Below are 26,286 nucleotides of genomic sequence, written 5' to 3'. Positions count from 1 at the left end.
ACCTTCAGTCCTAACCTTTCACTACAATGACGCCAACCACCTTGTCACCCTGGTTGTTAATAGCGCCTTGGTCTACCTCAAATCCTAAGGTCTGTACGTCACGTCTAAAACGTTCAAGTGCTTCAAAGTTATCCGCAACCGACTGCATTCTCAGCTCAGTGCGAGTCGCGTCAAATCGCAAGGTTTGCGGGGTAACCCCTGAATTAGCAAAGGCGTTAGTTAACTGAGATAGTATCGCCAGCATGCCCACATTACCGCCAGAGCGTTCTAAATCTGCCATTCTTCGCTCAATTTCCTGCCTTACGCGATTAAAGCGTCTAATGTCGGGGAAGCTTTGCGAAACACTGGCTCTGATTTGCTCATTCACTTGAGCGCGCTGAGTTTTCAGCTCATTTAATTCAATACTTTTGGTCACTAAGTTCAAGGTAAGCGCGACGCCCGCAAGGATTGCCGCTAACTTCCATTTTTCCCAATGCGGATTACCTGCGCGCTTAACTGAAAACTCACCTTGGCAGAGATTGAGCGTGTTCGCTTTGATTTGCTTAAGCATTAGCAGCAGCGGCAAGTCATCGAAAACAAAGTCATAGTTCGGCGCGGATTCATTTTCAATCTCATCTGCCGACTCACTTGCTATCGATGCGTCATTTGAGCGCAATGCATCAGCATCAATACCGTCTATTTCGCTGAAGCAGCGCAGGCTTTGCTTATTTTCCTTAATCGTGGCTAACAACAGAGGGCTTAGCCATTTTGCTTCACCACATAATCCTTCATTTAGGCCAATACGAGCGACGATATCTTCGCCAATTTGCAATGCGGATACGGCGTTTTGACCAATGCTGTCAGATTTACTCTCATCATCACTATCGCTTGATGGTTCACTTAGCGGCAGTGCGAGCACATCAGGAATAATCTGTTGGCAGAAAATACCGGCGTCTTTTATAGCTTGCTGATACAGATTGAGCTTAGCTTTCTCAATCACCGCAACTTGCTGTATGTCACCGTCTTTACTGCCTGTACGCTGTCCTAAGGCGACAAACTGCTCGCTTATATCGCCGCATACTTCTTCCTCTAGCATAAATGGAATAGCGCCTAAGACCTTGCGATTTGCATTTGCAGGTAAGGTAACGCTGGCAATTAAAACATCGGTACAGGGCGCAAGCGCAATGACTTCAGCGCTGTTTGCATGCTCTTTTAACGACGCAAGCTCAGACAGATTTACCAGCTCCCCAGACGCAATAATTTCCTGTGCAGACTCACTGTATACAAGCCAATGCAAAGAGGATTGCGAATCACTGGGAAATCTAAATATTAATTGCTGCACGCGTTTTTATGTCTCCGAGGCCGATGGGGCAACTTTTCTAAAGCTCATCAGGTACTACTTCAAATTAAAATATACCGAACTCACGCCGTACTACCGTAACACTATCACCGTCTACACTAAATAGGGTGCTTAAGCTAAATTGCGCTTCATTATACTTTGCGGTGGTGCGAAGCTTAAAGTACTTTGTATCAAGAGAAAACCATCCTAGTTGCTCTGCTTGTAAATCAAGGGCTGTTACGGCTGGTAAGTTCTTAAAATCTTCAATATTAGCAAAGCCTTCAGGCGGACGATTGCTGATAATGGTTTGAGCAGTAGACACATCATCTCCCAGCAGTGCCGCTAATACATGAGCGGTGTCTTCGGTCACGGTATTGACATTAAGCGCTAGGTTTTCTTCTGGGATGACGCATACCAGTGGCAAAAGATTCTGCAGCCACTGATTGCGAATGCCTTCAGACACGCCATTTATTAAGCGAAGTTCGCTTTTGCTAGACATAGCGCTATTAGCGGCAAGATACGGGTTTGCAAGAGACTCATAGTCGACGTCTTCTGCGCCGTAGTTGGATGGATTGTCATCTTCATCTAGCCAGTCAATCATGGAGTCGGTAACAACATCGACGGTATATGAGTCTTCAATGACGAAATCTAATAAGTTATGGAAGGCTTGTTGGCTGGGTGTGCGGCCATTGTCTCCTCCACGTCTGGACCTAGGGTCGGGTTCTGGTTGGTCAAGCTCTCCCCCACTCCCACTTTCTCCGCCTTCTTCACCTCCTCCACCTCCAGATGGATTAGGTTCAGTTTTTTTTGAGTTCACCGCATTCAAATTAAAACAAGCCTGCATATCACTCAGCTCGGCGGTGATACTGCCCCCATCAATAGGATACTCAAAACGCTGTGCCCAAGGCTGGCTCAAATTAATATTGTCTGGGCTCAATGCTTCTATGGCGCTTAACGATTTTCGCGCAAACTCTTCTGCACCCAATGCATACCAGTAAGCTTGATTGTTATCTTTGATATTTTGTGCACGCACCACATTAAGCTGAAGGCGACTGACCATTTGCGTAGCCAGTATGCTTACCAGCGCGACAATCAAGAGCACGACTACGAGGGCGACACCTTTCTGATTTTGTCGAAAAGACGATTTATTGGTGCGCAACAGACTCATAGCGACACCTGAAAAACGCGCGTAATTTCACCAAAATCGCTGGAAATTACGGTGATGCGGATAGCGGCTGGTAGCTGCGTATTCTCAATATTTTCAGACCATTCAAAATCGTCATCTGTGCCAAGGCTGTTAAGTACGTCAATCTGTAAATCTTCAATGTTCTGTAACAGCACACGCACCCTTGGCTCGGTGCCAATTACGGCATCCACATAATTGGTATGCAGTCGCTGTAGCTGATTTTCTTGCACGCGATACACCACGTTTTGCAGAGAGCTTCGAGGCAGCATAAGTTGTGGGTTATGCCACCCGCTTCGTACAATGCCTATACCGTCTGCATCGCTTTCAAATTCATATTCGCCACCATTGATTATCAACTGGTTTTCTTCGCCTTGAACGCGAGGGATACGATCCGCTATTTGCTGAAAATCACGTTCCATCACCAGCATGGCGCGCTGTAAATCTTGTAAATTGCTAAGTTCAGTGTCTGAGAGTTCTGCACTTGTGGTGACGTTTTGCAAAACCTGATTGGCAGCCATGGCAACAAGCGCAAAAATGGCAATGGCAACAATTAGCTCAATGAGCGTGAAACCGGATGCCAAGCGTTTCATTGTTTCTTCGCCATATAGGTTGAAACGGTGGTGATAGCGCCGCTCAAATCTTCATTCTCATATACTGTTACACTAACTTGTAGCAAATCATCGTCAGTGGTTTTCAGGGTCGTCTGCTCCCAGTACCATTCCCGGTCCGCCATTAAGGCGTCGCCTACCAGATTGTTTTTTGGCGGCCAAGTCACTCTCGCACGAAGGGCTGCCTCACTAAGTTGATTATTGGCAACATAGGTCGCAAAAGTCATATTCTTAAGCATGCTCACAGCATTTAAGTGTTCGGCTGCGCTTTTTACGATGGCTGCACCGGCAAGCGCAAATATCGCGACTGCCACGAGCACTTCTAGCAGCGTAAAGCCCATATTTTTTTGCTTTCGAGAAGTCATAAGTCTGTAGGACCTTCTCGCACGAGGGGGGGGACTTCTTGTCCTTGTAGACTGAAGAAAAAAGGTGAGTCGTCACTAAAGGGATCTTCAAAAATCAGCTGTAGCTCAAAGGGCGTAATTTCGCCGCTGGATAAAATTAGAATTTGTGGGGGAGGGGGTTCGATGTCTTCTTCGTTACCTATCTCCACGCTATCTTCACTTACGCTCAAGCCTTCGTCAAAAATTGTACTGTCGAATAAACTTTCGTCTTCTTGCCAAGGTAGGTCTTCTAAAAACAGCTCAAAGCTATAGTATTCGGGAAGCTCTCTGAGAGTAAAAATCTCTTGGTTTTGGATTGGCTGCCAGCGCTGGTTCTCATCTAGATGCACAAATTCATAACTTACCTTTTCGTCATCGAGTCGAAGGCCAAGCTGCATTTGGTTAAGCACCGCGTAGTCGCTTGCCATATCTACCAATACTTGCAATTTACGCGTTTCTTGCTCGACCTCATCTCGAGGATCAGTGCCAATGATATTGTAGCTTACCGTTGAAACAACCAATCCAATAATGGCAAGTACAAGTATAATCTCAAGCAAGGTAAAACCGTGTTGAGCATTATGATCCGCTTGCCATTTATGTTGCTTCATCAGGTTTCAAACAATCTGCTTTAGAAGGTATGCGCTAGTTACAATTGGGCTATAAATAGTCGTTTAAGTTCCAGCTACCAATATCATCCTCAGTGCCATCAATGCCATCAGGACCCATTGAATAGACCTCGATTGGTTTTACTTCGCCGGGACTTAATAAAATGTATTCACCGCCCCAGGGGTCAGTGGGTAAGCGATCAATAAATCCACCTTCAGGATAATTCCGCGGGATGGGCTCTATGGTAGGTGAAAAGACAAGCGCGTCTAAACCTTGCTCGCTAGTCGGATATCGGCTAGCGTTTAACCGATACATTTTTAATGCGTTTTCCAAGCTTTGAATATCGATTACTGCCTTTTTGAGTTCTGCCGTTTGTTGGTTACCAATCACGTTTGGCACAACAAGCGCCGCGATCATCCCGATAATAAAAATAACGATCATCACTTCGATAAGTGAAAATCCTCGACTTGAGGCCCTGCCTCTTAGTGATTTGCTTTTGCTTTTTAAAGGGAGCGTTTTAGTATTCATTTGAAATTTCCTTTATCACAGACCGACTGAATTATTTAATGCCAATATTGGCATCAGTATAGCCATCACAATAAACAGAACAATTGCTGCCATTGTTACTATTAACATCGGTTCAAATATCTTTAATGCAATGCTTATGGTTGATTCAAGCTCGCGTTCTTGATTGTCAGCTGCGCGTGCCAGCATTTGCTGTAGTTCTCCGGAGCGCTCGCCAGACGCAATCATGTGCATCATCATTGGCGGGAACACCTTGGTGTTTTCAAGCGCTGCGCGAAAACTACTGCCTTCTTTGACTTTAATTGCTGCTTCGGCGACCAAGTTTTGTAAATGCTTGTTTTCTAGTACATTACCTGCAATCCGCATAGACTCAAGCAATGGTACTGCACTTGCCGACAATATACTTAATGTTTGAGCAAAACGCGCAGTGTTAGTTCCGCGAGCAAGTTTGCCAATAACCGGTAAAAATAAGAGTCGTTTGTGCCACGCCAACTCAATCCGGGGGATTTGAAGAACGCGATTGGTCAACAAAATCAAAATAGCGATTAGAATCCCAGCGATGATTCCATAATTCTGCAAAAAATCGCTAATGCCAATTAAAATACGTGTTGCTAAAGGCAGCTCCTGCCCCATAGTATCGAATTGACCGACGATTTTTGGCACAACCGCGGTCAATAACAAAATGACAACCGATACCGCTACAAGCAACATCACGATGGGGTAAATCAAAGCTTGGGATATCTGTCCTGACGTGCGATGGCGCTTTTCCGTGTAGTCAGCAAGGCGACTAAGCACTGTGTCTAAATGACCTGAACGCTCGCCAGCAGATACCATTGCACGATACAAGGTGTCAAACACGCGTGGAAAGTCAGACATCGCTTTAGCAAGGGGATGACCTTCAACGACTCTGCTGCGCACGGCCATCATCATATTCTTATGCTTGGGTTTTTCGCATTGCTCCGCAACTGCTAGAAGTGCTTCTTCAATAGGAAGTGCAGACTCTATTAGGGTGGCGAGTTGCCTGGTTAGCAGCGACAAATCGGCAACAGAAATTTTCGTTGAGCGAGACGAAAACAATTTCGGTTTAGCGCTTTGTGTTTTCTCCTGAGCAACTTGATTCACCTCGACCGGTATCAGTGACTTTTCGCGAAGCTGCTGGCGGATTTGGCGAGGGGTATCGCCCTCCAGTACGCCATTTTTATTTTTTCCGCGCGAATCGAGCGCTTTGTAGGCAAACGCTGGCATTATTCTTCTCGTGTGACTCTAAGCACTTCTTCTAGGGAAGTAATACCCGCAAGCACCTTATCGCAGCCGTCTTGACGAATAGAGGGTGTGTTTTTTCTGATGTATTTTTCTATAGCCTGTTCGCCGCGGCCTTCGTGCATCATTTCGCGTATGGTCTCATCAACAATCAATTGTTCATGTATGCCTGTTCGTCCGCGATATCCCGTATAATTGCAAGCGGTGCAACCTTTAGGGTTGTAGATAACATGCTTTTGGGCGTCACTTGCGGTGATGCCAAGTACTTCGCCTTCTTTTTCACTCGGCTCATGGGCAACTTTACAGTCGTTACATAGGGTTCTTACCAATCGCTGAGAAAGTACTGACAGCAAACTTGACGAGAGTAAGAACGGTTCAATGCCCATGTCTTCTAAACGCGTTATCGCACCGGCAGCCGTATTGGTATGCAAGGTCGATAGCACCAAGTGACCGGTTAAACTGGCCTGCACGGCAATTTGTGCGGTTTCAATATCACGAATTTCACCGACCATGACCACATCAGGGTCTTGACGCAGTATTGCACGTAAGCCCCTGGCAAAGGTCATGTCGACTTTTGGATTGACTTGAGTTTGGCCAATGCCCTCTAGATCAAATTCAATCGGGTCTTCAACGGTAAGTATGTTGCGGTCTTTTGAGTTAATTTCACTTAAACCCGCATACAAGGTGGTACTTTTACCCGAGCCGGTGGGGCCGGTTACTAGCATAATGCCGTGAGGTTTGCGGATGAGCGATGAAAAGTGCTCACGATTGTGTAAAGTCATGCCTAAATCTTCAAGATTTAAGCGCGCATTGTTTTTATCCAGCAAACGTAATACGACTCGCTCGCCATGGCTTGAGGGCATGGTCGATACGCGCACGTCAACCGCTCTGCCGCCAATGCGAAGGCTAATACGACCGTCTTGAGGCACGCGTTTTTCGGCAATGTCCATTTTTGACATCACCTTAATGCGCGATACCAGCATGGATGACATCTTACGATTCGGTCGCAGGATTTCACGTAAGACGCCGTCAACGCGAAAACGCACGATCAGTTGATTTTCGAAGGTTTCAATATGGATATCAGAGGCGCCTTCTTTTATCGCTTCGCCAAGCATGGCGTTGATAAGTTTGATAATGGGCGCGTCATCTTCGTTATCGAGCAAATCTTCAGTGTCGGGTAAATCTTCAGCAAGGGAGAATAAGTCACTTTCATTGCCTAAGTCTTCCATCAGCTGCTTAGCTTCTGACGAGTTTCGCTGAAAGGAGTCGGTGAGCATTCGCTCAAAATTATCGTGATCTAGGCGAGACAAAGTGAAGCCTTCACCCACAAAACGTCGCATTTCAGCGATGGTTTTCAATTGCGTGTCTTGGGTGTGGTACAAAATAATTGGGTCGTGTTCTAAATCCAGGAGTACATGATGGCGTTTAGCAAAACCAAAGGGCACTTGACGCGATACTACCGTATCTTCGTCAATTGGCGATTCTTCTTCTGCGGTATCTAAGTTAGCATCAAGTGCTGCATCGCCAACCGCTCCATCGAGTATGTCTTCATCAAAGGAGGCCTCGCCTTGCATTTGCTCAAGTTCCACCGATTGTTCGGCTTGAGTTATGATTGGTAGGTGCTCGTCGCGCTTTGTTGACTCGTGTTTTTCCGCCATGTCGACCCTTACTGCTCTTCTTGTTCTTTAATATAGTCGTCAAACGACGGCGGCAGCGTGAGCGCATCATCCCAAGCAGGTAAGCCCGGACCGGTGGTGTTTGGCATCAAAGGAACGCCTTGCGCTTGGCGCATGAGTTGTTGCGCTCGCATAAAGTTGTATTTTTTGTGGCTTATCTTATTCATCGTTACGCCATCTCGTACGATGGTGGGGCGTAAAAACACCATTAAGTTACGCTTGCGTTTTGTCGTCGAGGTGGACTTAAACAAATGGCCGAGTATGGGAATATCGCCCAGCAAAGGAACCTTTGACACACTCTCTTGCACATCATCATCAATTAAACCGCCCAGCACAATCGTGCCGCCATCATCCACAATCACGGTCGTTTTAATTTCACGTTTATTGATTGAGATATCGACGGCTGTAGCGCCGCTGACGCTAGACACTTCTTGTTCAATGGTCATTTGCACCGCATCGCCTTCATTTATTTGAGGCGTGACTTTGAGCTTAATACCCACCTCTTGACGATCGACAGTTTGGAAGGGGTTAGAGTTGTTATCACCTGTACTTGTTCCAGTGATAATAGGGACTTCTTGGCCCACGATGAAGAAGGCTTCTTCGTTATCCATAGTGGTTAAATGAGGTGTGGCCAAAATATTCGAATTGGTATCGTTGCTGACCGCTTGCACTACTGCGCCCCATCCGTTTTCAATGATACCAGCAATCATCCCGTTGGCGCCTCCAAGAAGCTGAGCCAGGGGTGTTAAGTTACCTTCAATGGTTTCTTCTGACTGTACAACCTCTCCGTTAGCCGTCACGGTGGACCGCTGAACTGTTCTATCTTCTGCCTCTCTTAGCGCAACCCCAAGACCACCTACTGGGATAACACCGTTATTAAACTGCGTACCACCGCCTTCTTCAGACACCCATTGCACACCAAGCGTAACGCCATCGCCTTCAGACACCTCGACGATAATTGCTTCCACCTGCACCTGAGCTCGGCGCACGTCAAGTTGGCGAATTACCTCTTCCAATGAGCGCATCATGTCGGGCTCGGCTGTGATCACCAAAGAATTACTGTCTTCGTGCGCATCAATACTCACATCACGGTTACTGCCGCCTGAGCGACGCGTTTGCTGTCCACCGCCTTGCTGTGTCTCGGCTTGAATCGATGCACTGACGCCTTGCAGCACTTTGACTAAGTCTTCTGCTTTGGCATAGTTTAAGAATATAACGCGGGTGTTTCCGCTTGTTTCAAGCTCTTGGTCCATGCGTTCAATAAGATTAATTAAACGCTGACGCGCTTTTACGTCACCGCTCACAATAACGCTGTTAGTTCTATCATCAGCAACCACGCGTGGTGTGGATTTGCCGCCCGCGGCCTGATTGCCAGCAGAATTACTAATGCTTTCAATAATGCGCACCATTTCCGAAGCGGATGCATATTTAAGTTTCACCACTTCTACTTCTTCATCGCCGGCTCTATCTACCCGTTCAATAATTTCAACTAAGCGATTAACCACCGCAGCGCGACCTGTAAGCATCATGACGTTTGATGGGTCGTGACTGACTACGTTGCCGCCGCCTTGTTGATCGTTTAATTGGCGAAGGATGGGCGCTAACTCTCGCACCGGAACGTTGTATACCGGCATAACGCGCGTAATCATTTCATCCCCATTGAACTTTGTGCCCTCGACCACGGGAATATTCGACGCTTTTGCGTCTTTTGAGCGCACGACTTTTAAAATGCCATTGGGCATTTCAACGACTGCAAAATCATAAACTTGCAGCACGTTTAGGAAAAATTGGTAGTATTGCTGTTCATTAAGCGGGTCGTAGCTTCGAATGGTGATTTTGCCACGAACATTAGGGTCAACAATGATGGTTCGTCGCAGGTTTTTACCGACTGTATTGATAAACTCTGTGATTTCAGTATTTTTAAAATTAGGTTGATAAACCTTCGGCTCACCGGTTTGGTTATTCGCCTGAGCCTGTGCCATGTCGGTTTTAAGCGAAAATAGCGCCATGCCAAGTGACATGGTGACAACCAAGGCCACACTTCGTAAATTCATCGTTTGTTTCCGTCCATTGGAAGCTTTGCCATGCTTAGCTAACATATATATACAACCTTAATCATATCGAGTCGTCCGGAAATCTCGGCATTTCGACACTTATTGAAATAACATTTTCGTCGCGCAAAATCTCAAAATCTAAACTTTCTGCGTCGTTTAATAGGGTTATTGCTTCTTTTGCTTGAGCGACATCGGTCAAATCATAACCGTTGAGTTCGATAACTACGTCGCCATTTTTAAGACCCACTTGTTCAAACAAAGAGGGCTCTTTACCCGGCGCAATGCGATATCCGACAAATCCGCCGTTTTCTAGCACTGGGCTTAGCCTGACATAATCTGCAAAGCTTGCGGGATCCTCTTGTAATCGTTGTTGCGCCGCTCGAAGTGTTTGTGCATCCGCTCTGGGGACTTGCCGAAGGTCTTCACTTTCCAGCGCTGGTGGCGCACTAAAGCGCCTGTCGGTGCTTATTGTTTGGTTTGAGTCTGTATTTTGTTCACGGTCGCGATTCGCTTCATCGAAATCGATGCCTTCGAGCATTAAGGTCTCACGGGTAGCGCGGTTTTTGATAATAACTCGGTCAGCATATATTTCGTCAAGAGTGACTTGCGTGCCGTCAATTTTATCGCCGATACCATAGGTGCTTTGATTATTTTGATATTCAATTACGGCCGCGCCGTCACTTGGGTCAGAGCTTGCCGCCACACCAGACAATACTAAATTCAACTGCGTCTCTGGCGCTTCAGTTATATCTTGCGCTTGTTCAACGACAGGCTGAGCGCTGGCATCACCAAATAAGTTCAGTGCCAAAAGACGGTCAAGACTGGTGCGATTACTGTTGCTATTATTTGTCGATGCTAGCGATGTACTGTTGATGCCTGAACTCTGCTGGACTTGCGGTTCTGGAATGAGTTGCCATGTAAGTTTTGCCGCAAAGGCAATCAAATACAAGGCGAGCAGAATGACTACCAGCAAGATAAGATACTTATCATTTTGTTGGTAAAACCGCAGTGCGGGCGCCAAATTTACTTTTTCGATTGCCATTGTGTCCTAATTGAACAAAACTACTAGATAACACACCATATGTCATTATCCTTCATAAGCTCAGTAAAGCATAGTGAATAGATATATTTAACATGCCTAAAAACTATTACCTATCCAAAGCGTAATAATAACTACTGTGGCAGACATGAACAACAGCTAGCGTGCCTTGTGATAAAAAATTAACAAATACTGATAGTAAGAAATAGACCTAAGTGTTCATGAAAAGTGCAAAACAACAGAATAAAAAAGTTAGTAAGGGTGCACAGGCGCTTGCAGATAATGGTGTAGCTGTGCGTTTGGACAAGTGGGTTTGGGCCGCGCGCTTTTGTAAAACTCGCGCTATCGCTCGAGAGCTTATTCAATCCGGTAAAATTACTTATAATGACCAGCGCGCAAAACCGTCCAGAACGGTAGAGCTTGGTGCAAAGGTAAAAATTCCTGCGGGCTTTGACTTGAAAACAGTGGTGATTGAGCAAATAAAGGACAAGCGACAATCAGCACCCTTAGCCCAAAAAATGTACACCGAAACTCCAGAGAGTATGGCTTTAAGGGAGCGGAATGCCGAGGCAAGAAAGCTCAGTGCTTTTCATAGTCCACGCCCTGACAGCCGGCCGGATAAAAAACAGCGTCGACAAATTATTAAATTTAAAAATCAATAAAGGTTAATTCATGGCCAACACTCTTACCCGTTTTCTGTTTGATAACAGGTCAATTCGTGGCGAAATCGTTCAGCTGCAAGAGAGCTTTCAAGCGGTCTTAGACTCTTATCATTACCCACCGGCTATTGCATCATTGCTAGGGGAGCTAATGGCAGCGGCGAGTTTGCTCACCGCAACGCTAAAATTTAAGGGAGAGCTGGCACTTCAAGTGCAAAGCGAGGGCATATTGAAGTATGCAGTGATTAATGGGACGCATGAACAAAAACTGCGTGGCGTTGCGCGATGGGATGAATCCGTTAAAGACATTCCCACCGAGTTTTCAAAGCTTTTTCAAAAAGGCGCACTGGCAATCACGCTGGCACCTGCTGACGGCGAGCGTTATCAAGGCATCGTCGCGCTTGATAAAGACAATTTAGCGGCATGTTTAGAAGATTATTTTTTACAATCAGAGCAGTTGCTTACCAAGGTTTATTTGGCGACCGATTTGCAAAAGGATGCTCGCGCTGCAGGTTTGTTGTTACAAATTGTGCCTCAAACCAGCGAAACCGTGCAAAGTAGCGATAACCCAGATTTTGAGCATTTATCGGTGCTTGCCGACACAGTGAAAGAAGATGAGCTGTTAAAACTTGCGCCCCAGACGCTAATTCATCGACTTTTCCATGAAGAGGATATTCGATTGTTTGAGGCTCAAACGGTGACCTTTGAATGTGACTGTTCGAAAGCGCGCAGTGCCAATGCGCTTCGAAACATTTCAAAAAGTGAGCTATTACAAATCATCAATGAAGATGGCAGTATAAAAATGAACTGTCAGTTCTGTCATTCAGAATATCGCTTTGACCAAGTGGATGTTGAGAATATACATGCGGACAACTTTAAAGTATTTGAAGACACGGTGGGCAAAGTCAAACACTGAGCTTACCAGGCAATTTGGTCTAAGTGAGTGAAGTGCTCTTAGGCAATGGAAGGCCCAGCGCTTCGCAGCGTGTAATGAATGAATTAATGTATGTGCTTTGTGCTTGAGTGTCTCGAAGCGTTGGCGCATATTGGTCAAAGTAGCACTGAATATCTTTATTGATCTGTGCCTGCATTTCTTCTCTGTCAAGCCCAACAATATCAAACATATTGCGTAGTATTTGCGCTAGTGCGTCAATATTTACAACTGCTAAGGCAGAGCACGGCAATGGTGCAGGAGAAAGTTTTGTGGTGCGAAGTGATGGCAAAACTTCAACATCGGCAAAAAACTGCACCTTCTCAGCTCGGGCTTCTAAAAGTGGCGCAAAAAACTTAAAGGTTTGCAGTCGTCTCTGGATAACTAAAATTTCAGCTTTTATGCTGCCAAGCAACTCCATGGTGTGAATTGCAGAACCCTCAGAAATAATGATTTTTCTTGCGCTTTTGTAGTGACTTAGCTGAGTCATGAGGTCGTGGTTTTCAGGATAGAATATGAAAAACCCGTTTTCTTTCAGCACAGATTCCACGTATGCCTCGCCAGCGTAGGTGCCCGAAGTCAGGTAGTTCTTTCGAGAAACATACAGCTTGTTTGGTAAATGATGGCTGGTATCTAATCCTACTGCTTTTTCTCGCCCGCAAAGAAAGCGTCGATATTCCTCCGAGATGGGCTTTTGGCTTCTAAAATGGCTTTCTTGGGGGGATACCCAAAGGGTCTCAAATTCGCAGGGCGTTTTCTGAATAACGACCTTTTTTTTGGGAATACCAAGATATGCAAGCGCGTCGTAAAAATGCGGTGGCAATTGCTCCGCTAACCTTCCACCTTGATTTCGAACCACTTGAGGCTGGAAGACAACCCCCTTAATTTTTTGTGTTTCACAAATAGACAGTAAGGGGCGCAAACGATGAATGCTTTCAGCCAAAAAATGACCGTAATTAAAAAAAGCAGGTCCACCGTAAAAATAGTGACCGCGCTGAGATTTGAATGAAGTTTCCGCATCTACCGGTTTTAGCTCACTTACGTTTACCAACTTATGAACGCGACTTGCGACCGGGTTGTAGCTCCAATGGTCAAAGTAATCGGGTTTATTATCCAAGATTAAACCACCTATAAGCCTGTTAGGGCTTGAGCCTTGGGCATAGGGCATGAGCTTGACCTTGGAAAAGGCAGTAGCGTTTTCTATGTGTCGAGTCTTCGCTGGCTTTTGAGGCGAATTAGTTGAGGTACGCGCTCGAATATGGCGAGTAACTGGCTCAGTTAATTTGCTGACTAATTGCCATAAGTTTTTCATAAACCTCTAAGTGCTCGTCAGGGATGTTTTCAGAATGATGATGCCGCTGTTTTTCAGTAAATACCTCATCAAACACTGCGGCATCAAAAGGTAAATCCAGTTGTTCACATACTTTGCCAAGGTTTTGCCCAAATTCTGCTTTGGCTTGGTTGTAGTCAAGGATGGGAAAGCCATGTTGTTCGTGAATAGCAAGTAAGCCTTCGTTGTATTCCTTCCATAAGTTTAGCCCTTGCTCAAAACTCGCTTTTCCATACTCGTCTCGAATTGACAAGCTAGAGGCAATTTCTTCAGGACGCCTGAAAATACCAATAATGTTAAAGTTGTCTACGTAAGGCGTCCAATAATCGATTGTAAGCAGCATCCGCGGATCTTTTATGCCAACTAACTTATCGCGAGGCACCGTATTATTAATAAATCGTCGCGCTTTGAAGTGCATCAAGTGTTTTTTGAAAAAATTACTCGGCATTACAGGGTCTTTCCACGAACCCATAATTTTCTCATTTAGCTGATTCACACCGTAATACTCAATGTGCTTTTCCCAGAATCCATCTTCAATAGAAGGTAAGCTGAATGATACACCCATCTCTCGCAAACATCTTGCAAGCGCAGAAGTACCGCTCCTATGCATTCCTAAAATAAATAAAACCTGCATCTTGCTTATTCCTTTCTAACGATTAAAACCGTGCAATATTGAGTCGACACAGAGTGTACTACATTCATGGGGATAGAAAAGTCTATAAAAGTTATAATTGACGCCAAGGCTCCAATGAAGATGCTCAATGAGTTTACAGATGTAAAATTTTTACTTTCTAAGCAATTTAGTAGAGACTTTTGCTGCTCTAAATGATACTTTCACTCGGTATCCTAAAAAGGAAGCGATACTTTGTAATTAAGGACAATCATGCTTAAACCACTCGTACTTCTCTCCATTTTATTTTCGTTTTTGTTTCATAATCACTTGCAAGCGCAAGAGCTTATTTCTGTCGAGAGCTATGCAAAGCTTCCGAGAATTAGCTTAATGGCGGTTTCGCCGAGCGCTGACCGTTTTGCGTATCGACAAACTGAAGGTGATAAGAGTTATCTAATCGCAGTTGACCTTAAGCAACAGGCACGGGTTGGTCTGGTCGATATCTCGGCAGTTAATCCTAGAAATATTTACTTTGTAGACGAGGACAAAATCATTCTGACATCAGAATTCAATACTCGTCTTGGCGGTTTTCGAGGTCGCCATGATGTGAGCTTTGCAGTTGTTTATGATTTGCAAACGAAAAAGCTTACTAAGTTGCTTGAGCCAGGCAAAGGAATATATAAAGGGCAAAGCGCGCTTGGCCGTGTGCTTGGAATATCAGCAGATAAAAAATACGCTTATATGCCTGCTTATAAGAGCCCAGGTGCATACAATTTATATCGAGTGCAATTGACCCGTAGTCGCGAGCCGAGAATTCACCAGCGTGGTACCTCCGATACGATTGATTTCTTCGTTGGCTATGATGGGGAGGTCTTGGCTCGGGAGCGATACGACAATGAATCGAATCTGCACAGAATTGAAGCGCGCTTAAATGGTAAGTGGAAAGAGATATTTAGAGAAGAAACGGAGCTTAGAACGAAAGGTTTTGATGGTTTTACCCCCGACTACAAGCACTTAGTCTTTCGCTCACAAAATGAAAATGGACGTTGGGCTTACTATACAATTGCGCTCGCTGACGGAAGTATCGAAGGGCCGCTATTTAGTCATGCCGATAAAGACGTTGAGTCTTTAATATCCGGGCTTGATAGAGTGGTTCATGGGGTTCGTTATTCTGGATTTAAAGCAAGTTATGAATTTTTTGATAAGCGTCTGAACGCCCGCTTAAACGGTATAGCCAAGGCCATGCCTAATAATACCTTCACCCTTCGCGACCATACCCAAGGATTTGAACAGATTCTATTTTACATGGAGGGTGAATTAAGCTCTGGTGACTATGTTATCTACAATAAGGGCGCTCTTGATATGGTTGCTTCTGCACGCAAAGATATTCTGGGTGGGCAAGTACATAATGTAAGTATATATGAATATGAAGCGCGTGACGGTTTAAACATTCCATCACTACTCACATTGCCCAGCGGTGTTGAGCCAGCAAATTTGCCCGCAATTATGTTACCTCACGGCGGTCCTGAAAGTTACGACACCCTGGGCTTTGACTATTTTGCACAGTATTTCGCAAGTCAGGGTTATGCGGTCATTCAACCTCAATTCAGAGGCTCAAAGGGTTTTGGCTTATCGCATCTGCTGAAAGGTAGAGGTAAATGGGGTCAAGAAATGCAAGATGACTTAACCGACGCGGTCAACGATCTTGCTAAGAGGGGGATCATCGATTCTCAAAAGGTTTGCATTGTTGGCGGAAGCTATGGTGGATATGCGGCGCTAGCGGGCGCGACTTTTACGCCAGATGTATACCAATGTGCGGTATCCATAAACGGCGTGTCAGATCTTGAGAGAATGATGAAAACTGAACGCATGGACCACGGAAGTGACCATTGGGTGGTTTCTTACTGGGAGCGAGTTATCAATGCGGGTACAGTCTCAGAAGACTTTTTAGAGAAGATCTCTCCAGTCAACTTTGCCGATCGCGTCAAGATACCGATATTGTTGATTCATGGTGAAAGAGATAGTGTTGTTAAAGTACGCCAATCAACAAGAATGGAGGATGCACTTGAGGATGCCGATAAAGACGTGACCTTTGTTCGCCTGAAAAAGGGTGACCACTATTTGAGTGGTGCTGAAAATCGAATGCAAGCATTAAAAGCAATTGATAGCTTCATAAAGCAGCACCTTTGAGTCGTGATCTTCGCATGAAAGTTTTCAGGCCTTATGCATACCCACAATAGCGGGTTTGGTGGACACATAGTGCAGTGGCAAGTGAAAGCCTGCCACTAATCCGCCTTTCTCGTGGTTGTAAAAATCCATCTCGCCGCCATGACTTTCAATGATCCGCCTAGCAATGGCAAGTCCTAATCCTGAGCCTTTAGTTGCGCGAGCTTTGTCTCCTTGCGCAAATGGGTTGAACAGCTCAGCAATATCCTCTTCAGCAATCCCTTTACCAAAGTCTTTGACACCGCAAAATACGCGCTGACTCTTGTGATTAAAGCGCGTTTGAATCACGATGTTTGCGCTGGCATATTTGAAGGCGTTATCAATCAGGTTTTCTATCACCCGTTTTATCCCGACTACGCGCAGCATTATGGGCGGCAGTTGACTTAGTTCCAGCGCAATCTGATGGCTTTCGTCTATTTTGCGAGCCCTCACTAAGTCTTCGATCAGGTCGTTGATGTTGTGTATTTCAGCATTTTCTTGCTGGTCTTGGCGAGCATAGTCAATGAATTGGTCGATGATGGCGTTCATATCGTCGATATCATGCTCAATCCCTTCTTTTATCCAGTCTTCTGTATCAGGCAGCATTTCGCTGGCAAGACGAATTCGCGTCAATGGGGTTCTTAGATCATGAGAAATGCCCGCGGTCATAAGCATGCGGTCACTTTCAAGCGCCTTGATATTTTGCGACATGCTATTAAACGCTTCGGTCACCGATATAATCTCAGAGCTGCCCGATAAGGGCAGCGGTTCTGGGAATTGGCCTCGCCCCACTTTACGGGCAGCTCGTTGCAGCGCTTGTAGCGGAGTGTTCAATCGGCGAACAAATAACCATCCGCCAAGCACGCTCAAGCCACCAATAAGAATAAAATACATGGTCAGCGGCGAGAGTTCATTTTCACCGATGCCCTCAAGAGGAATCGATATCCAGTATTTAGAAGCACTGGGACGTACCCAAACAATGTAGTCTTTTCCAGTTTTTACCCGTACATCCGTGGTCTCACCCAATTTCTCGGATACGCTTGACGCCATAAAATCATAATACGTTGCGTTGCTCAAACCAGCGTGCATCGCGCTCAAATCATCATGAAACACGATACCTGTTTTACGCCTAAGAGCAGATTTGTCTGCGTCGCTGAGGCTGTTTAGATCGCGCAGGAGTAGAGTGGATACTTGATTGCCGATTAAGGTATTAATTTGTTGATAACTGGGGCCAATAAAATAGTGCGTAATCGATAGGTATGAAACAACTTGGTTTACTAATAACAGCAAGCCGATGAGCACAACCGTTTGCGAGAAGGTGCTTTCTGGGATCAGGCGCATTTCGTTAAACAGTCACAAACGCATAGTCAAGCTAAGGGGTTTATGCACTGCTTTCTCCATCTGGCACAAACACGTAGCCAAGTCCCCAAACGGTTTGAATATAGCGTGGATTAGCTGGGTCTTCTTCAAGCATGCGCCGTAACCTCGACACCTGAACATCGATACTGCGTTCTAGCGCACTGTAGTCACGCCCTCTGGCTAAATTCATTAATTTGTCACGGGAAAGCGGCTCTCTCGGGTGCGACACAAGTGATTTTAAAACCGCAAACTCGCCGCTGGTTAAGGAAAGTGGCTTACCACCGTCGGTCATTTCTCTTGTCGCTAAGTTAAGCGTGTAGGAGCCAAAACTCACTAACTGCTGAGCCAGTGAGGGAGCACCCGGCGCTTCATTGGTTTTGCGTCGAAGTACGGCTTTGGCGCGAGCAAGCAACTCTCTTGGGTTAAAGGGCTTAGGCAAGTAATCATCGGCACCCATTTCAAGTCCGATTATCCGGTCGACTTCGTCGCCTTTAGCCGTCAGCATAATAATGGGTATTTCGTTTTTTTGCTGGCGCAAGCGTCTGCATATTGATAGACCGTCTTCATCGGGCAGCATTAGATCTAACACCATAAGATGAAAGTTTTCGCGCTCTAGGAGCCTGTCCATTTGTTCACCATTGGCGGCGCTTCGCACTTGATAACCTTGTTCCACTAAGTAGCGCTCAAGCAACGCTCTTAAGCGCATATCGTCGTCTACAACAATAATTTTTGTGGTTTCTTGTCCCATGATGCTCTCTTGTATGCCCGTTTGCAGATCACTAAATGTCAGCATAAATATGCTTACACATTTAAATATAACTCAGGGGAATCGATTTAGTTAAGTGCCAGAGGATGTCAATGTGTTACAACTTGTAACGACTCAGGCGTATTGGCTCACCTAGACAAGGAGCTATTGGTCCGCCACCCAATCCATTTGAAAGCCAGCTCTGCGGCGCTTGTCCATCAACTCTTCAATCAAGGGTGTAAGAATAAGCTCCATTGCAAGGCTGATTTTACCACCCGGAACCACCAAGGTATTCACGCGAGACATAAATGCCCCATCAATCATTTGCAGCAAATACGTAAAGTTAACGTTTTTCATTTCACGTCTAAAGCGCACAACGACAAAACTCTCATCTTGGGAGGGAATTTCCCTGGCGCTAAAGGGGTTGGAGGTATCCACAGTGGGCACGCGTTGAAAGTTAATGTGCGTGCGCGAGAATTGCGGGGTGATGTAATGGAAATAATCGTCCAAGCTTCGAACAATGCTGCTCATTACCGCTTCACGTGAGTGGCCTCTGTCAGTGGTGTCGCGCACAATTTTTTGTATCCACTCAAGATTGACGATGGGTACCATGCCCACGAGCAAGTCAACAAATGAAGCAACATCTGTGTCTTCGGTTCTCACGCCGCCATGCAGTCCCTCATAAAAGAGTAAGTCAGTATTTTCGGGTAAGTCTTGCCATGGCGTAAAGGTGCCGGGCATTTGATTAAAGGGCACGGCTTCGTCGAAGGTATGCAGATATTGGCGAAACTGCCCAATGCCTGACTCGCCGTATTGTTTAAACAGCCCTTCCAAAAGCTCGAAGTCGTTCGCTTTTGGGCCAAAATAGCTGATGTGCTTGCCTTGCTCTTGCGCACGGCGAATCTCCACTTCCATCTCAGGTCGTGTGAAGCGGTGAAAACTATCGCCACCGACCGTCGCAGCATTAATCTCTAGATTGCGAAAAATATGGCGAATGGCATTTGTGGTAGTGGTCGTTCCTGCACCAGAACTACCAGTGATTGCAATAATGGGGTGTTTAACAGACATAGGTCATCTTGTTACGAGTCGTCTACCAGTTATAAGCAAGTGCGCAATGAGGGTCAAGGTTTTTTAATTAGATATTGGGCGCAGACTATCCGCGCCCAATTGCTCTATATGCGATATCTGTGCGATAAAACATATCGTCCCAGCTGATCAGATCGACAATTTTATAGGCATTTTTTTGAGCTTCTTCAATATTATTGCCCATAGCTGTAGCGCATAACACACGTCCGCCGGTATTGACGATGGCAGATTGATCGTCGGGTGCCTTGAAACTAGTTCCAGCATGAAAAACCTTGCCAAGACTTGCAGGCACATTATCCAGTCCGCTTATGACCTTTCCTTTTTCATATGACTCAGGATAGCCGCCAGAGGCAAGCACCACACCAACCGCAGGTCGTGAATCAAACGCAATGGTGGCTTGGTCTAGTTTGCCTTTACAGGCTTTAATACACAGGTCAACTAAATCAGATTGCAGACGCATCATGATGGGTTGGGTTTCCGGATCACCAAATCTGCAGTTGTATTCAATGACTTTGGCAACACCTTGTTTATCAATCATGAGCCCGGCATATAGAAATCCTTTGTAAGGCGCACCATCTTTCGCCATGCCTTCAACGGTTGGCTTAATAATGGTGTCCATAATCGATGCATGAATCTCAGGGCTTACCACGGGCGCCGGTGAATAGGCTCCCATGCCGCCGGTATTGGGGCCATTATCGCCATCAAAGGCGCGCTTATGATCCTGGCTAGTGGCAAAGGGTAAAATATTCTTACCGTCTACCATCACTATGAAGCTGGCTTCTTCGCCATCTAAAAACTCTTCAATCACGACTCTGCTGCCAGCATCGCCGAATTTATTGTCTGCCAGCATATCTTTAATGGCGTCGATGGCAGTCTCTTCATCCATTGCAACGATAACGCCTTTGCCTGCCGCCAGTCCATCCGCTTTTATTACAATGGGAGCCCCTTTTTCTTTGACATAGGCCACAGCCTTGTCAATCTGTTCAAAGGTTTGATAATCCCCAGTGGGAATGGCGTATTTTTGCAGGAAGTCTTTGGTAAATGCTTTTGAGCCTTCTAACTGTGCGGCTTGCTTCGATGGACCAAAGGCCATCAAGCCATTGGCTTCAAATAAATCAACAATACCCGAAACCAGAGGCGCTTCCGGTCCAACGATGGTTAAGTCGATGTTTTCTTGTTTAGCAAAATTCAGTAATGCGTCATTATCGTCGCTCGAAATACTGATATTTGTTAGCGTGCTTTCAAGTTCAGTACCGGCATTCCCGGGCGCGACAAATACCTGAGTGACTAAGTCAGACTTCGCTGCGGTATATGCAAGGGCATGCTCTCTACCGCCGCTACCAATCACTAAAACCTTCATGTCAGTTTCCTTTTTATGTTTTTAATGGGTATTTTCAACAAGGCCCATAGACAATTAATGTTTAAAGTGACGCATGCCAGTAAAGACCATCGCAATATCATGTTCGTCAGCGGCTGCGATAACTTCATTATCACGCATTGAACCACCAGGCTGGATCACTGCCTTGATACCGGCTTTAGCTGCCGCATCAATGCCGTCTCTAAAGGGGAAGAAAGCATCAGATGCCATTACGCAGCCTTCAATCCTTAAGTTCTCATCTGCTGCCTTGATGCCCGCGATTTTCGCCGAATAAACGCGGCTCATTTGGCCCGCGCCAACGCCAATGGTTTGGCCGCCTTTGCTATACACGATAGCGTTTGATTTTACATACTTCGCGACTTTCCAAGTAAACAGTAAATCATCGAGTTGCGCTTGTGTAGGGGCGCGTTTGCTGACCACTTTTAAATCATCAAGCTCCACCATACCAAAGTCACGCTCTTGCACTAGCAGGCCGCCATTCACACGCTTAAAATCATAACCTTCGGTTAGCTGTCCACGCCAGTCACCGCATTCCAGCAAGCGAACATTTTGCTTCGCAGCAAGCACTTGCTTAGCATCTTCAGCCACGGTAGGCGCGATGATCACTTCAACAAATTGGCGTGAAATGATGCTCTCAGCGGTTTTCGCGTCCAATTCCCGATTAAACGCAATAATGCCGCCAAAGGCAGAAGTCGGGTCAGTTTGATAGGCTCGTTCATAAGCCTCGCTGATGGTATCGGCAATTGCCACACCGCAAGGATTCGCGTGTTTCACAATCACGCATGCCGGTTGGTCAAATTCTTTTACACACTCCAGTGCTGCATCTGTGTCGGCAATGTTATTAAATGATAGCGCTTTGCCTTGAAGCTGCTTTGCGCTGGCAACAGAGGCTTCCTGAACTTCATGTTCAACATAGAAGGCCGCATCTTGATGGCTATTTTCCCCGTAGCGTAAGTCTTGCTTTTTTTGCATCTGTACGTTAATGGTTCGGGGGAATGCGCTGTAGTCTTGTTCACTGTCATCTTCATTCGTTGATGCACTATCAGCTTCATGCTGCATTTTGTTCAATTGCTTGCCCAAGTAGTCTGCAATCATGCCGTCATACTGCGCTGTATGTTCAAAGGCTTTAAGGGCTAGGTCAAAGCGAGTTGCAAAGGCGATACTCTTGTTGTTTTGCGCGAGCTCTTCAACAATGCTGTCGTAGTCTTTAGGGTCAACAGCAATCAGCACATCTTTATGATTTTTTGCGGCGGCCCTCACCATAGTGGGACCACCGATGTCGATATTTTCTACTGCATCTTCCAGGCTACAATCATCTTTAGCTACGGTTTTTGCAAAGGGATAGAGATTTACAACCACTAAATCAATCGGCGCGATCTCGTGCTTTTCCATCACGCGCTGGTCTATATCGCGTCGACCCAATATGCCGCCGTGAACTTTTGGATGTAAGGTTTTCACGCGGCCATCCATAATTTCAGGATGACCGGTGTGTTCACTTACATCTTTTACCGCAATGTCTGCTTGGCGAAGCAAGCTAGCTGTGCCGCCGGTGGATAGGATCTCTACGTTCATGTGGGCAAGTTTTTGTGCAAATTCTACAATGCCGGTTTTGTCAGAAACGCTCAGAAGGGCGCGCTCGATAGTGGTTCGTTGTTGCATGGAATTCTCAGTTGAAGTGTTGCTATGTGCGAAACGGATCGCGCTTTTTAGGGTGCTTTAGGGGCAAAAGATAATAACAAAAAAGAGCGCGTAATTGCGCTCTTTTTTAGCATAGGCATTTAATGAATCTTATAAATCGCTACGTTTTTAAGAAAAACATCATCAATGCTTCAATGCTTCAATGCGTACAAGTGCTTAGCCTAAACCATACTGCTTCAGTTTTTTGCGCAAGGTACCGCGGTTAATTCCCATCAAGTTCGCTGCACGAGTCTGATTTCCACGAGTGTAAGTCATCACTTCTTCAAGTAATGGCGCTTCAATTTCAGCCAAAACCAGCTCATATAGATTATCAATATCTTGATTGTTTAACTCTTTAAGATATTTGTTAACCGCTTGCTTTACTGAACTGCGCAAAGGTTTTTGAGCTTGAGTGTGCGTAGGTGTTGTCACTGTCGTAGTGAATGGCGAGGTTAAATTTTGATCAAACATATAGTACTGCTCTCTTTATTGAAATTTGATGCTAGGCTACGCTTTCAATCTCTTTGGATTGTCGCGACAGCGATGAAAAATAATCCTTTAGCGCAGCAATTTGCGCGTGGGTACTTTCTAATGCGTTAAATACCCGACGAAACTCCCTTGTTTCGTCATGCGAAGTGACATACCAGCCAACGTGCTTACGAGCAATCCTCAAACCTGAAAAATCACCATACAGGGAGTAAAGTCCTTCCACATGCCCAATTAGCACTTCGCTTTGTTCGGTGACACTCGGTTTTGCAAGGGTGTCGCCGGTTTGTAAAAAATGTTGGATTTGTTTAAAAATCCACGGGTTTCCCTGTGCAGCTCTGCCAATCATGAGCCCGTCTGCCCCGGTAAACGCTAAGACTTTTTTAGCCTCTTGTTCGTTGGTCACATCCCCATTTGCAACAATCGGGATATCAACTGCTTGTTTAATTGCTCTAATCGTTTCGTATTCCGCTTCACCCTTAAACATGCAGCTACGCGTTCTACCGTGTACGGCAAGCGATTGGATACCGCATGCTTGGGCGATTTGAGCAATTTCCACCCCGTTTCTATTATCAGGGCTCCAACCCGTGCGAATTTTTAAGGTAACAGGTACATCGACCGCATCTACCACTGCGCTGAGTATTTGCTCGACTAACTTTGGGTCTTGTAAAAGCGCTGAACCCGCCAATTTCTTGTTTACTTTTTTAGCCGGGCAACCCATGTTGATATCAATGATCTGCGCACCGCTATCAACATTTAACCTGGCAGCTTGTGCCATCAGTTTTGGTTCGCTTCCTGCAATTTGCACCGAACGAATGCCTAACTCACCTTCGTGATTCATCCGATTCATCGACTTTTCAGTTTGCCAAACCCTCGGATTGCTAGAGAGCATCTCAGAAACCGCCAACCCAGCGCCCATTTTTCGACATAATTCACGAAATGGGCGGTCGGTAACGCCGGCCATGGGGGCAAGTATCAAATTGTTCGATAATGTATATTGACCTATCTGCAAATGATGCTTCCGCGCTTTCGTTAGTGAAAAGTTTCTAACAAACTGTCTCGAATTTGCGCCACATTTGGCGAAATTCGCAATTGGCGGCGTATACTACGTGTTTTTATGGAGTTTGAAAAGGCTATTTTTTGAACAAAATAAAGAAAAATTGCTTGACTATTGAGCGCTTTTTAATTTTAGACATCTGACCAGTTTGAGCACGCTGTTTACTTTGCGCAATTTCGTCAGTTGATCTTCAAGATAACTACAGGAATACGGCGCATTTTTCAGACCACTTGTCTGTACACCATAAGATTGGACTAACTAAAACCTTACGTCCCCTTGGTTCATAACTTTTAAATCTGCAGTGCCATCATTATTGAAAGGAATAGATCCAGAAATAAAGGTTTTATTTTTTGAAGCGTTTCTTAATATATCTTTCTCGCTGATTGAGGCATCTATTTTTGCTTGACGCATCTTTCTTTGGTTCGGTGTTTCATTATTTTTTGAGTAATAGACTAGCGAATAAACTTTTCCTACATGCGGAACGACCGCTTCTGACAAGCCTCCTAGCACGTTTATAGCCACGCTTTCGCAAACGTCAGAGCTCCCTTCGGAATACAAAGCTTCGCATGAAGCTTTGAAAGACTTCTTTTTAGGCTTAGCATTCAAGCGCTTGCTTATAACTGAGTCAATAAAGTATTTGTAGTCTCTAAATGCGTCTTCCATATCGGTGAAATCTGAAGATTTGTTGCTAAGTGAATATTGTTTAGTGAGCTTCTTCAGGTTTTTATTTTCATCACTGTTCATAGCCATCTCAATATCAGATAGTGTTATTTTAGATAAGGCCTCCATTGTATCGGAGAGCGAAAAGCCGCTGAAAAGATTCATTTCTCGTTTTTCAATTATTGTTTCATTTAAATTGAACTTCCCTCTCCATAACTCGATTGCTGCAGCTGTATCGCTGTTATACACCGGACAAATATCCAACTCATTTGGCAAAAAGCCCGCGTGCGGAGCTTGGCCAACATCGTAATATAAAAAACTCTGGTATCTTTCTTTTAGTTTTTGATCTACGCCTTTCCATATATCGCCACTAAAGCTACAGAAATGCCAGTTAATTTTTTTTCCTAGCGAAATGTGCTCATGTATATTTTTTACAAGTTGCGTCCTTAAATCATCTGGAAGCGAGCGACCTAACGGACGGGAAAGGATACGCTGAATCTCCCGCTGGTAGAAGTCTTCAGCATTTTTAAGCGTAAACTCGTTCCAGTTAGTAGCTTCTTTAGCGTCTAAATATAATAAATCTGGAGCCGAATCTGTGAACCAATCCTTTTTAATTAACTCTGTATTTCCTCCTTGTAACAGTAAGCTCTCAGCGATGTTTGTAAAGGACGATTCTTTTCTTTTAGCAATTGATACAAATTGGTGTTCAATTAAATCGTGAAAGAATTTGTAATTCTCGTTTTCTGTCTGGCTCAATACTGAATTGACTGAGACTCTCAGAGCAAGGCAATTCAGATAGTTGGAGTCAGAAATGACTATTTTCCCACCGAAAAGCATTTGATATGTGACAAGCGCCCTGAATTTTGAAATTTCTTCGCTGTTTAAGCTTCTATCCCGAATAATGTTTCTTGGGATAGGCCAATATCGGTATTCATTTTTCATTAGCTTTTCCATTTAATAGTTGCAGTATCCAAGATGCAGGAATATTCCAAAGTTCAGGTTTTGTAGGCTCGGGAGAAACCCAAGGGAGAGGGTCGTGTAACTCTAGCCTTAAGAGGTCATTCGACATACAGATCTTACCGTGCGTGTTATCGCATATTCGCCACCAAGCGGAAACTGAATCTCCAAAGTAGATTCGGTGCCCACTAATCTGGTTATAAGCTCCAAATGCATCGATGCTCCTGTAACACGTTTTAGAATTAGCTCCAGCAGGAAGCAGTGAGATATCGCTAACGCTTGGTGGACCAATCACATCTCCGTTGAGAATAACGATTTTGATATGTTTAGGCGCGAGATTCATAAGTGTGGCCGGTACTAAGTCAATTCCCACTCTTTTTCCATATTAACATTGCAACTACTTTGTTATAAATATCAAACCTGAGGGTTGATGATGTATCCTCGAATATTCAAACTTTTAGACTTAAAAACAAGAATATCAGTTGTAAAAA

Annotated in this window: 24 protein-coding genes; 3 read left to right on the top strand and 21 right to left on the bottom strand. The window is 45.1% G+C overall.

The window, feature by feature from the left end; genetic code table 11:
* Positions 1-10: 10 nt before the first annotated feature.
* The 10 genes from gspL to gspC form a co-directional block, all read right to left on the bottom strand.
* Positions 11-1,321, bottom strand: a complete 1,311-nt coding sequence (gene gspL, locus PN836_RS12200) for a type II secretion system protein GspL (RefSeq protein WP_395338682.1) — start codon at positions 1,319-1,321, stop codon at positions 11-13.
* Between the two features lie 64 nt (positions 1,322-1,385).
* The gene (gene gspK / locus PN836_RS12195) at positions 1,386-2,486 is read right to left on the bottom strand and encodes a type II secretion system minor pseudopilin GspK (RefSeq protein WP_395338680.1); all 1,101 of its coding nucleotides are present in this window, start codon (positions 2,484-2,486) and stop codon (positions 1,386-1,388) included.
* Positions 2,483-3,094, bottom strand: a complete 612-nt coding sequence (gspJ, locus tag PN836_RS12190) for a type II secretion system minor pseudopilin GspJ (protein WP_395338678.1) — start codon at positions 3,092-3,094, stop codon at positions 2,483-2,485. Before gspJ ends, gspK begins: the two co-directional genes overlap by 4 nt.
* On the bottom strand, positions 3,091-3,477 hold the full coding sequence (gspI, locus tag PN836_RS12185) for a type II secretion system minor pseudopilin GspI (protein WP_395338676.1): 387 nt from the start codon (positions 3,475-3,477) through the stop codon (positions 3,091-3,093). The genes gspJ and gspI overlap by 4 nt, the downstream gene beginning before the upstream one ends.
* Positions 3,474-4,103: a type II secretion system minor pseudopilin GspH gene (gspH, locus tag PN836_RS12180; RefSeq protein ID WP_395338674.1), complete on the bottom strand. Its 630-nt coding sequence runs from the start codon at positions 4,101-4,103 to the stop codon at positions 3,474-3,476. Before gspH ends, gspI begins: the two co-directional genes overlap by 4 nt.
* A gap of 49 nt (positions 4,104-4,152) precedes the next feature.
* Positions 4,153-4,629 (bottom strand): type II secretion system major pseudopilin GspG, encoded by a 477-nt coding sequence (gspG, locus tag PN836_RS12175; protein ID WP_395338672.1) that lies wholly within the window; start codon positions 4,627-4,629, stop codon positions 4,153-4,155.
* A 15-nt stretch (positions 4,630-4,644) separates the two neighbouring features.
* Complete coding sequence (gspF, locus tag PN836_RS12170; protein ID WP_395338671.1) at positions 4,645-5,871, bottom strand: type II secretion system inner membrane protein GspF; 1,227 nt, start codon at positions 5,869-5,871, stop codon at positions 4,645-4,647.
* On the bottom strand, positions 5,871-7,460 hold the full coding sequence (gspE, locus tag PN836_RS12165; RefSeq protein ID WP_395345628.1) for a type II secretion system ATPase GspE: 1,590 nt from the start codon (positions 7,458-7,460) through the stop codon (positions 5,871-5,873). The genes gspF and gspE overlap by 1 nt, the downstream gene beginning before the upstream one ends.
* Before the next feature lie 92 nt (positions 7,461-7,552).
* Positions 7,553-9,544, bottom strand: coding sequence for a type II secretion system secretin GspD (gene gspD / locus PN836_RS12160; RefSeq protein ID WP_395345626.1), 1,992 nt, complete (start codon positions 9,542-9,544; stop codon positions 7,553-7,555).
* Between the two features lie 133 nt (positions 9,545-9,677).
* On the bottom strand, positions 9,678-10,658 hold the full coding sequence (gene gspC, locus PN836_RS12155) for a type II secretion system protein GspC (RefSeq protein WP_395338670.1): 981 nt from the start codon (positions 10,656-10,658) through the stop codon (positions 9,678-9,680).
* A gap of 218 nt (positions 10,659-10,876) precedes the next feature.
* Here gspC and PN836_RS12150 point away from each other — a divergent pair, with 218 nt between their 5' ends.
* Positions 10,877-11,317 (top strand): RNA-binding S4 domain-containing protein, encoded by a 441-nt coding sequence (locus PN836_RS12150; protein ID WP_395338669.1) that lies wholly within the window; start codon positions 10,877-10,879, stop codon positions 11,315-11,317.
* A 10-nt stretch (positions 11,318-11,327) separates the two neighbouring features.
* A complete protein-coding gene (gene hslO / locus PN836_RS12145) occupies positions 11,328-12,230 on the top strand; it encodes an Hsp33 family molecular chaperone HslO (RefSeq protein ID WP_395338667.1) in 903 nt (300 codons plus the stop codon).
* A gap of 19 nt (positions 12,231-12,249) precedes the next feature.
* Here hslO and PN836_RS12140 read toward each other — a convergent pair whose 3' ends face one another.
* The gene (locus tag PN836_RS12140) at positions 12,250-13,557 is read right to left on the bottom strand and encodes a glycosyltransferase 61 family protein (RefSeq protein ID WP_395338665.1); all 1,308 of its coding nucleotides are present in this window, start codon (positions 13,555-13,557) and stop codon (positions 12,250-12,252) included.
* Positions 13,520-14,209, bottom strand: coding sequence for a sulfotransferase (locus tag PN836_RS12135; protein WP_395338663.1), 690 nt, complete (start codon positions 14,207-14,209; stop codon positions 13,520-13,522). Before PN836_RS12135 ends, PN836_RS12140 begins: the two co-directional genes overlap by 38 nt.
* A gap of 249 nt (positions 14,210-14,458) precedes the next feature.
* Between PN836_RS12135 and PN836_RS12130 the strand changes: the two genes are divergently transcribed.
* Positions 14,459-16,375 carry an alpha/beta hydrolase family protein gene (locus PN836_RS12130; protein ID WP_395338661.1) on the top strand — a complete coding sequence of 639 codons (1,917 nt, stop codon included), beginning with the start codon at positions 14,459-14,461 and terminating at the stop codon, positions 16,373-16,375.
* A 24-nt stretch (positions 16,376-16,399) separates the two neighbouring features.
* On the opposite strand, the gene envZ is transcribed toward PN836_RS12130, so the two are convergent.
* From envZ to PN836_RS12085, 9 genes are all read right to left on the bottom strand, one after another.
* Positions 16,400-17,731 carry a two-component system sensor histidine kinase EnvZ gene (envZ, locus tag PN836_RS12125; RefSeq protein ID WP_395338660.1) on the bottom strand — a complete coding sequence of 444 codons (1,332 nt, stop codon included), beginning with the start codon at positions 17,729-17,731 and terminating at the stop codon, positions 16,400-16,402.
* 40 nt (positions 17,732-17,771) lie between these two features.
* Positions 17,772-18,542, bottom strand: coding sequence for a two-component system response regulator OmpR (gene ompR, locus PN836_RS12120; RefSeq protein WP_395338658.1), 771 nt, complete (start codon positions 18,540-18,542; stop codon positions 17,772-17,774).
* Positions 18,543-18,659: 117 nt separating this feature from the next.
* Entirely contained in the window at positions 18,660-19,562 is a 903-nt protein-coding gene (locus PN836_RS12115) for a phosphoribulokinase (RefSeq protein ID WP_395338656.1), read from the bottom strand.
* Positions 19,563-19,647: 85 nt separating this feature from the next.
* A complete protein-coding gene (gene purD / locus PN836_RS12110; protein WP_395338654.1) occupies positions 19,648-20,940 on the bottom strand; it encodes a phosphoribosylamine--glycine ligase in 1,293 nt (430 codons plus the stop codon).
* 54 nt (positions 20,941-20,994) lie between these two features.
* A complete protein-coding gene (gene purH / locus PN836_RS12105; RefSeq protein ID WP_395338652.1) occupies positions 20,995-22,617 on the bottom strand; it encodes a bifunctional phosphoribosylaminoimidazolecarboxamide formyltransferase/IMP cyclohydrolase in 1,623 nt (540 codons plus the stop codon).
* Positions 22,618-22,812: 195 nt separating this feature from the next.
* Positions 22,813-23,106 carry a DNA-binding transcriptional regulator Fis gene (gene fis, locus PN836_RS12100; protein ID WP_395338650.1) on the bottom strand — a complete coding sequence of 98 codons (294 nt, stop codon included), beginning with the start codon at positions 23,104-23,106 and terminating at the stop codon, positions 22,813-22,815.
* 31 nt (positions 23,107-23,137) lie between these two features.
* A complete protein-coding gene (gene dusB, locus PN836_RS12095) occupies positions 23,138-24,133 on the bottom strand; it encodes a tRNA dihydrouridine synthase DusB (protein WP_395338648.1) in 996 nt (331 codons plus the stop codon).
* Between the two features lie 303 nt (positions 24,134-24,436).
* On the bottom strand, positions 24,437-25,780 hold the full coding sequence (locus tag PN836_RS12090) for a hypothetical protein (RefSeq protein WP_395338646.1): 1,344 nt from the start codon (positions 25,778-25,780) through the stop codon (positions 24,437-24,439).
* The gene (locus tag PN836_RS12085) at positions 25,770-26,168 is read right to left on the bottom strand and encodes a hypothetical protein (protein ID WP_395338644.1); all 399 of its coding nucleotides are present in this window, start codon (positions 26,166-26,168) and stop codon (positions 25,770-25,772) included. The genes PN836_RS12090 and PN836_RS12085 overlap by 11 nt, the downstream gene beginning before the upstream one ends.
* Positions 26,169-26,286: the final 118 nt, after the last annotated feature.

The sequence above is a fragment of the Ningiella algicola genome (genome assembly GCF_028401415.2).
Classification (GTDB): Bacteria; Pseudomonadota; Gammaproteobacteria; order Enterobacterales; family Alteromonadaceae; genus Glaciecola.
Note: the sequence above shows the minus strand (reverse complement) of the source record. Positions and strands in the feature narration are given on the sequence as shown.

Coding starts and splice junctions, on each gene's coding strand:
- gspJ (WP_395338678.1), bottom strand. CDS start 3,094: ATGAAACGCTTGGCATCCGGTTTCACGCTCATTGAGCTAATTGTTGCC.
- purH (WP_395338652.1), bottom strand. CDS start 22,617: ATGCAACAACGAACCACTATCGAGCGCGCCCTTCTGAGCGTTTCTGAC.
- PN836_RS12140 (WP_395338665.1), bottom strand. CDS start 13,557: ATGAAAAACTTATGGCAATTAGTCAGCAAATTAACTGAGCCAGTTACT.
- ompR (WP_395338658.1), bottom strand. CDS start 18,542: ATGCTGACATTTAGTGATCTGCAAACGGGCATACAAGAGAGCATCATG.
- PN836_RS12150 (WP_395338669.1), top strand. CDS start 10,877: ATGAAAAGTGCAAAACAACAGAATAAAAAAGTTAGTAAGGGTGCACAG.
- gspK (WP_395338680.1), bottom strand. CDS start 2,486: ATGAGTCTGTTGCGCACCAATAAATCGTCTTTTCGACAAAATCAGAAA.
- purD (WP_395338654.1), bottom strand. CDS start 20,940: ATGAAGGTTTTAGTGATTGGTAGCGGCGGTAGAGAGCATGCCCTTGCA.
- gspC (WP_395338670.1), bottom strand. CDS start 10,658: ATGGCAATCGAAAAAGTAAATTTGGCGCCCGCACTGCGGTTTTACCAA.
- gspI (WP_395338676.1), bottom strand. CDS start 3,477: ATGACTTCTCGAAAGCAAAAAAATATGGGCTTTACGCTGCTAGAAGTG.
- hslO (WP_395338667.1), top strand. CDS start 11,328: ATGGCCAACACTCTTACCCGTTTTCTGTTTGATAACAGGTCAATTCGT.
- envZ (WP_395338660.1), bottom strand. CDS start 17,731: ATGCGCCTGATCCCAGAAAGCACCTTCTCGCAAACGGTTGTGCTCATC.
- PN836_RS12115 (WP_395338656.1), bottom strand. CDS start 19,562: ATGTCTGTTAAACACCCCATTATTGCAATCACTGGTAGTTCTGGTGCA.
- PN836_RS12130 (WP_395338661.1), top strand. CDS start 14,459: ATGCTTAAACCACTCGTACTTCTCTCCATTTTATTTTCGTTTTTGTTT.
- fis (WP_395338650.1), bottom strand. CDS start 23,106: ATGTTTGATCAAAATTTAACCTCGCCATTCACTACGACAGTGACAACA.
- PN836_RS12135 (WP_395338663.1), bottom strand. CDS start 14,209: ATGCAGGTTTTATTTATTTTAGGAATGCATAGGAGCGGTACTTCTGCG.
- gspD (WP_395345626.1), bottom strand. CDS start 9,544: ATGGCACAGGCTCAGGCGAATAACCAAACCGGTGAGCCGAAGGTTTAT.
- gspE (WP_395345628.1), bottom strand. CDS start 7,460: ATGCAAGGCGAGGCCTCCTTTGATGAAGACATACTCGATGGAGCGGTT.
- gspF (WP_395338671.1), bottom strand. CDS start 5,871: ATGCCAGCGTTTGCCTACAAAGCGCTCGATTCGCGCGGAAAAAATAAA.
- PN836_RS12090 (WP_395338646.1), bottom strand. CDS start 25,780: ATGAAAAATGAATACCGATATTGGCCTATCCCAAGAAACATTATTCGG.
- gspH (WP_395338674.1), bottom strand. CDS start 4,103: ATGAAGCAACATAAATGGCAAGCGGATCATAATGCTCAACACGGTTTT.
- gspG (WP_395338672.1), bottom strand. CDS start 4,629: ATGAATACTAAAACGCTCCCTTTAAAAAGCAAAAGCAAATCACTAAGA.